Genomic DNA, 6005 nt, shown 5'->3' with positions numbered 1-6005 from the left:
TGATGGTGTGGCCTTGCAGGGCGAACAGGATGACGATGGTGAACAGCAGTCCGTGCAGGGTGATCGGGCTGATGCGCGGCAGGAAGCGCTGCTCGTACCAGGCTCTGCCCTTGGCGCGTTCGCCGAGCTTGCGTGAGGCGAAGGCCGAGACGTCGAGCGCGGCCTGCGGCAGGCCGAGCCAGCCGGGCAGCACCTGCAGGTAGAACCAGCCCAGCGCGCCGAAGGCGATCACCTGGAAGATGGAGTTGAGCGCGACTCGCTCGGCCGGTGCCGTGGGTCTGGCAGCCTGGGTGGACGTAGATGCTGTGCTCGACCACGCCCACATTCACCGGACGGGACGACACCGCAGAAGCCGCCACCCAGCCGAGCACCTCGCCGCAGTCGCCATCGGTCGCCACGTACCGCAGATGCGGCAACCGGCTCGTGGTGAAGCCCTCCCAGGGCGCGGTGGTCTCGAAGCTGGCCTGGCCGGTGTCCAGCCCGGCCTGATAGATCGCCAGCATCTGCTCGGCGTCGCTGTCGCGCATCGGCCGGATCTCCAGGCCGGGCCCGATGGCGGGCTTGACGGTCTGGACGATGGCCGAGTGCACCCCGTCGCCGTGATCGGCGGTCAACGTGATGTCGACCTGGACGAAGCCTGCCACGGCCAGCAGGCCCCGGTACTCCTGCACGGTGAGCGATCCGGCCGCGCAGCCGATACGCCGCAGGCTGGGCTTCTTCCTCGTACGACGCCGCCGGGCCGTACTGGGGCTGGCCCTGGCGCTGTTCGTGCTGGCCGGAGCCCTGGTGGCGGAGGCGGTGCCGCGGCTGTCGCTGGCCAGGTTCGAGGCGCCCGGGTCGGGGTTCGACCGGGCGGCGGCCCAGCCGGCCGCGCGGTTCGGCGCCGACAGCCCCGCCCTGATCTTCCTGGTGACGGCCCGCAGCGGCACCGTGGACGACCAGGTCGTCGCAGCCGAGGGCCACGGTGCTGCCCGCGCTGGTGCCCGGGAGCACCGCCGGGACCGAGCTGCTCGAGGTGCGCTCCGGCGGCGAGGAGGTGTTCCGGGCCACGGTGCCGCTGGCCAGGGGTCGCCACGATCACGCGTGCCCGGCGGGCTCTCCCCGCCGGGCTCACCATTGACCCGCATTGACACGTCGCGCTCCGAGCCCGGCTGCCGAGGAGGCGGCTTCGATCCGGCTCCACAACAGGCTCACGATCAACGCCTCTTGGACCGATTGATCGACGCTACGCAATTCCCCGGAAACCATCACTGAACGGCGTGAAGTCAGGAGTTCAACGACGGGCGACCAAGAGCGCCGTCCGTCTCCGCTGTCTCTGGTAGCACTCCCAGGAGTCGTTCCCGTCCCGGCAGGTCGCCGGGACGCGCCGGTTCGCGGTGGCCCGGCCAGCCGGAGAACGCGGGCTGGCCGCACTGACCTGCGACTTCGTCCCGCTGATCAGCGGGAGCCGGTGGCGGTGATCGGCGGCAGGCACAACGTCACCGCCCCCGGCGAGCCCTCACGCTCACGCCGGCCGCGCGCCCGCGCCCTGCTCTGGGGCGACCTCTACCCGGCCGTCGTCGCCTCCTTGCCGCCGGCCGCCGAGGTGCCCCTAGCGAAGCCGGCCTGACAGCCGATCAAGCGGTTGAAAGGTCTGCGGATCAAGGACAGCGCCCTGAAGGACGCGTTCCGAGATGGAGCCTCCTGCACCAAGAACGACAACCATTGTCATTGTGCCATGATCGCCGCAAACCGTCCATCGCTATAGAAATGATTATCGTTTGCATCTATTCTGGCGGGGCACCGATGGACGGACGGCGGGCCTGCCCGCGCGTCGTCCTTCCATGAAGACCCGGTTGATCGGAGATCGCATGTCCTTGTCCCACGCCCCGCATGACGACCTCGAAGCCGAGCTGAGCCGGATCTGGGGAGAGTTGCTCGACGTGGACCCCGAGGAGATTCCTGCCGACGCCGCATTCCTGCGGCTGGGCGGCGACTCGGTCCTGGCCGTACGCATGTCGGCCATGGTCCGCAGGCGGATGGCGGTGGAGCTGGCGCTGTCCGACGTGACGGTGGAGATCACCTTGGCCCGGCTCGCGGAAGCGATTCGCCGGCGCAGGGCCGGCGGGAACGGAGCACAACGCGCCCTGCCGGTGGAGATCGAGCGTCGTGCGGACCCGTCGGCGCCGTTCCCGCTGATGCCGCTCCAGCAGGGATACTTCGTCGGGCAGCACGACGGCTGGGAGCTGTCGTACGAGTCGGCGCACTTCTACGCCGACTTCGGGCTCGCCGGCCTGGACGGCGACGAGGCCCCGGAGGCGCTGGAGGACGCGCTGGCGCGGCTCGCCCTGCACCAGCCGATGCTGCGGGCACGGATCACCCCGCAGGGAGAGCAGTACGTCCTCGCGCCCGACGCGCCCGGCGGGATCCCGCGGCCCCGCGTGTACGACCTGCGCGCGGCCGGCCCGCAGGAGGTGCAGGCGCACCTGCTGGCCGTCCGGCACGAGATGCGCACCACCGGGCCGAACCCGCTGCACGGACCGGGCCTGGACATCCGGCTCAGCCTCCTGCCCGGCGATCGAGGGCGGCTGCACACCGGCGAGAGCCTGCTCATCATGGACGGCTGGTCGGCGACCCTCCTCAACCGCGAACTGCTCACCCTGGCCGCCGATTGGAACGCCGTCCTCGCCCCACTGGACGTCGACTTCGGCGACTACGTGACCTCGCTCGGCCGGCTGCGTGACAGCGAGCCGTACGCCGCGGACCGCGACTGGTGGCACGCACGACTCGGAGACGTGCCGCGCCCGCCCGCCCTGCCGCTGCGCGCCGACCCCCTGGACGTGCGGGCCAGCACCATGGAGACCCTGGAGAACCACGTGGCGGCGGACCGCTGGGCGGCGCTGCGCGACCAGTGCGCCCGCCGGGAGGTCACGCCGTCCGCCGCGATGCTGACCGCCTTCTCCGTGGTGCTCGCCCGCTGGGCCGGTCACCGGCGGATGCTGCTCAACTCCCTGCAGCTCAACAGGCTGCCGTTGCATCCCGACATCCATCGCGTCATTGGCGCGTTCGCCACCACGATGCTGATCCCGCTGGAGCCGGCGCGGGGCCGTACGTTCGCCGAACTGGCGGCGGAGACGCAGCGGACCTTCACCGAGCACGCGGCGCACAACCTGGTCTCCGGCGTGGAGGTGTCACGGGAGCTGGCCCGGCGGCGTGCCACCACCCGCCCGGTCGCACCCGTGGTCTTCCAGAGCACCCTCGGCATGGACGCGGCGATAGGCGCGCAGGCGGAGTCCGCGGGACCGCTGGGCGATCTGAACTTCGACGACTTCCACCAGCAGCTGCGCACCCCGCAGGTGGCGCTGGAGGCCCGCTTCTACGAGCTGCGCGACGAGCTGGTCCTCGTCTTCTCGCTGGTGAAGGAGCTGTTCGACACCGAGCAGGTGGACGCCGCCTTCGCCGACCTGCTGGCGCTGGTCGAGACGCTGGCCGACGAGGCGGGCTGGGACCAGGTCGTCGACCTGCCCGCCGCGGCGGCTGCCGAGCCCGCGCCCCGCCTGACGCTGGACCGGCTGCCGGAACCCGATACCGACCATGGTGACGGTCCGCCGGTCGACGAGCTCGAACAGCGGATCTGCACGGTCTGGGAGGAGGTTCTCGGCGTCCCCGTGCTCGACCGGGGCGCCGGCTTCTTCTCTCTCGGCGGCGACTCGCTGCTGGTGGTCCGCACCTTGGCCCGGATCGCCAAGGAAACGGGCGGCGCGCCAAGCGTGCGCGAGTTCCTCAGCGCCCCCACGGTGGCGGGCGTGGCGGCGGCGGTCCGGGCACGCCTGGCGGACGCGCGGCCATGACGGTGATCGGCGTCCTCGGCGGCGCGGGAACGGTGGGCCGGGTGGCCGTGGACCGGCTGGCCGGCGAGAACCTTGGTGAGCTGCGCATCGGCGGGCGGGACATCGACCGGGTGCGCGCCGTCTGCCGTGCGACGCCGGGTGCGGCCGTTCCCCGGCGGGTGGACCTGCGCGACCCCGATGAACTGCGCGCCTTCTGCGCGGGCTGCCGGGTCGTGGTCAACTGCGCCGGGCCGTCCTACCAGGTGCTCGACACCGTGGCAGGGGCCGCGCTGGCGGCAGGAGCGGACTACGTCGACGCCGGCGGGGACGTGACGGCCATCGGCGCCTTGAAGTCCGCCGCCCCGCCGGAACTCGCCGAGCGGGCGGCGGTGTTCTCGGCCGGGGTGATGCCGGGGCTGTCCGGGCTGCTGCCGCGCCTGCTGGCGACCGGACCCCTGGCCCGGCTGGACGGCTACGTCGGAGGCGCCGCCCGCATCAGCGCCTTGTCGGCGGTGGACGTGCTGCTGACCCGTGGCCCGCGCTTCGGCACCGCCCTCGCGGCCTGGCGGGACGGACGGATCGCGCCCGGTGCCCTGGCCCCCCTGCATGAGGTGACGTTGCCCGGCTTCGCCGGGCGGGTGCACGCCTGGCCGTTCCTGTCGGCCGAGGTCGCCGGACTCGCCACTGAGCTGGACGTCGCCGAGGTGCGCAACTACACCGTGTACGTCACCGACGCCATCCCCCGGGCACTGGCGGCGGCGTGGGCGGACGACGCGCCCATCGAGGAGCACGTCCCCTCGGTCGTGGCGGCGGCCGAGGCCGACCTCGCCGCCACCGGCCCGTACTACACGCTGCTCTTCCAGGCCGTGCCCGCTCCAGGGCCCGCTCCAGGGCCCGCTCCAGGGCCCGCTCCAGGGCCCGCTCCAGGGCCCGCTCCAGGGCCCGGACTTATGGCCCCGCGCCGCCTGATCCTGCGGACGCCGGACTCGTACGCGCTCAGTGGCGTCGTCGCGGCCATCGCCACCGGCGAGGTGCTGGGCGGCCGGGTCAAGCCGGGCGCCTGGTCCGCCGCCGAATGCCTGGACGCGGCCGCCGTCTTCGCCCGGCTGGCCGGAGACCCGCTCGTGACGCAGGCCGAGATCCGCTAGCGCCCCTCCGTTTCCGAGCATGAAGGATGAAAATGATCAACGGTAAGAGCCAGACGAGATACGACGTAATCGTGGTCGGCGGCGGCCCCGCGGGGCTGAGCGCCGCCCTGGTCTTCGGACGGCAGCGACGGCGGGTCCTGGTGATCGACGGGGGCAACGTGCGCAACGCGCCGGCCTCCGAGATGCACATGTATCTGAGCCGTGACGGGTTCCCGCCCGCGCGGCTGCTGGAGCTCGGCAGAGCGGAGCTGGCGGCCTATCCGTCCGTGGAGCTCCGGCGGGGCGCCGTGCGGTCGGCCCGCGGCAAGAAGGACGACTTCGAGGTCGAGCTCGACGATGGAGCGGTCATGTGGGCGCGGCGGCTCGTCCTGGCCACCGGGCAGGTGGACGAGCCGTACCCCATCGAAGGGCTGAAGGAGCGGTTCGGGCGCGGCGTCTACCACTGCCCGTTCTGCCACGGATGGGAGACGCGCGACCGGTCCCTGGCCGTGATCACGCGCGTCCCCGCGGAGAGCTCGCTCGCGCTGTACGTCGCCGACCGGTTCAGCGACGACGTGGTCCTGTGCACGCACGGCCCGCTGGAACTGCCCCCTGTGCTCGCCACCAAGTTCGGCGAGCAGGGCGTCCGGGTGATCGACACCCCGATCGTCCGGGTGACGGGCGAGCCAGGCGCCCTGGAGCTGCACTTCGCCGACGGCAGCACGCTGGCCCGCCAGGACCTCTACCACCGTGCGCCCACCCGGCAGCACTCGGCGCTGGCCGCCGAGCTGGGCTGCGAGCTCAACGCCGACGGGACCGTCCGGGTGAACGAGCTGCAGGAGACCACGGTGCCGGGCGTGGCGGCGGCGGGTGACACAGCCAAACTTCCCGCCGTCCCGGACGCTCCCACGCTGGTCTCGCTGGGCGCCGCGGACGGGGTGCGCGCGGCGGTGTGGATGGACGGCGACCTGTTCCGTTCCGACCTCGGCCTGACCCGTTCTGACCCGTCCTGACCTGTCCTGACCTGGGGGTGGTGGCCGGAGCTCCAGGCTCCGGCCACCACACCGGC

6 protein-coding genes and 1 pseudogene are annotated in these 6005 nt (G+C 72.5%); 6 read left to right on the top strand and 1 reads right to left on the bottom strand.

The window, feature by feature from the left end; genetic code table 11:
- Positions 1–316 (bottom strand): annotated as a pseudogene (locus ACFFR3_RS29645) (arsenic resistance protein); the annotation flags it as partial.
- On the opposite strand from ACFFR3_RS29645, the gene ACFFR3_RS29640 reads away from it, so the two are divergent.
- From ACFFR3_RS29640 to ACFFR3_RS29615, 6 genes are all read left to right on the top strand, one after another.
- Complete coding sequence (locus ACFFR3_RS29640) at positions 301–489, top strand: hypothetical protein (protein WP_345408196.1); 189 nt, start codon at positions 301–303, stop codon at positions 487–489. The pseudogene ACFFR3_RS29645 and the gene ACFFR3_RS29640 sit on opposite strands and share 16 nt — an antisense overlap.
- Positions 490–672: 183 nt before the next feature.
- Positions 673–1254, top strand: coding sequence for a hypothetical protein (locus ACFFR3_RS29635; RefSeq protein ID WP_364384474.1), 582 nt, complete (start codon positions 673–675; stop codon positions 1252–1254).
- A 196-nt stretch (positions 1255–1450) separates the two neighbouring features.
- On the top strand, positions 1451–1609 hold the full coding sequence (locus ACFFR3_RS29630; protein ID WP_364384471.1) for a hypothetical protein: 159 nt from the start codon (positions 1451–1453) through the stop codon (positions 1607–1609).
- Between the two features lie 241 nt (positions 1610–1850).
- Positions 1851–3830 carry a phosphopantetheine-binding protein gene (locus ACFFR3_RS29625; protein ID WP_364384468.1) on the top strand — a complete coding sequence of 660 codons (1980 nt, stop codon included), beginning with the start codon at positions 1851–1853 and terminating at the stop codon, positions 3828–3830.
- Positions 3827–4957 (top strand): saccharopine dehydrogenase NADP-binding domain-containing protein, encoded by a 1131-nt coding sequence (locus ACFFR3_RS29620; protein WP_379484209.1) that lies wholly within the window; start codon positions 3827–3829, stop codon positions 4955–4957. Before ACFFR3_RS29625 ends, ACFFR3_RS29620 begins: the two co-directional genes overlap by 4 nt.
- A gap of 32 nt (positions 4958–4989) precedes the next feature.
- Positions 4990–5949 (top strand): NAD(P)/FAD-dependent oxidoreductase, encoded by a 960-nt coding sequence (locus ACFFR3_RS29615; protein WP_345408186.1) that lies wholly within the window; start codon positions 4990–4992, stop codon positions 5947–5949.
- Positions 5950–6005 lie beyond the last annotated feature (56 nt).

Source organism: Nonomuraea salmonea, assembly GCF_042428605.1.
Lineage (GTDB): Bacteria > Actinomycetota > Actinomycetes > Streptosporangiales > Streptosporangiaceae > Nonomuraea > Nonomuraea salmonea.
The sequence above is the reverse complement of the archived record's forward strand: the minus strand, read 5'-3'. Positions and strand labels throughout refer to the sequence as shown.

Excerpts from the sequence above, each read along its gene's own strand:
- ACFFR3_RS29625 (WP_364384468.1), top strand. The coding sequence starts at position 1,851 with ATGTCCTTGTCCCACGCCCCGCATGACGACCTCGAAGCCGAGCTGAGC.
- ACFFR3_RS29640 (WP_345408196.1), top strand. The coding sequence starts at position 301 with ATGCTGTGCTCGACCACGCCCACATTCACCGGACGGGACGACACCGCA.
- ACFFR3_RS29615 (WP_345408186.1), top strand. The coding sequence starts at position 4,990 with ATGATCAACGGTAAGAGCCAGACGAGATACGACGTAATCGTGGTCGGC.
- ACFFR3_RS29620 (WP_379484209.1), top strand. The coding sequence starts at position 3,827 with ATGACGGTGATCGGCGTCCTCGGCGGCGCGGGAACGGTGGGCCGGGTG.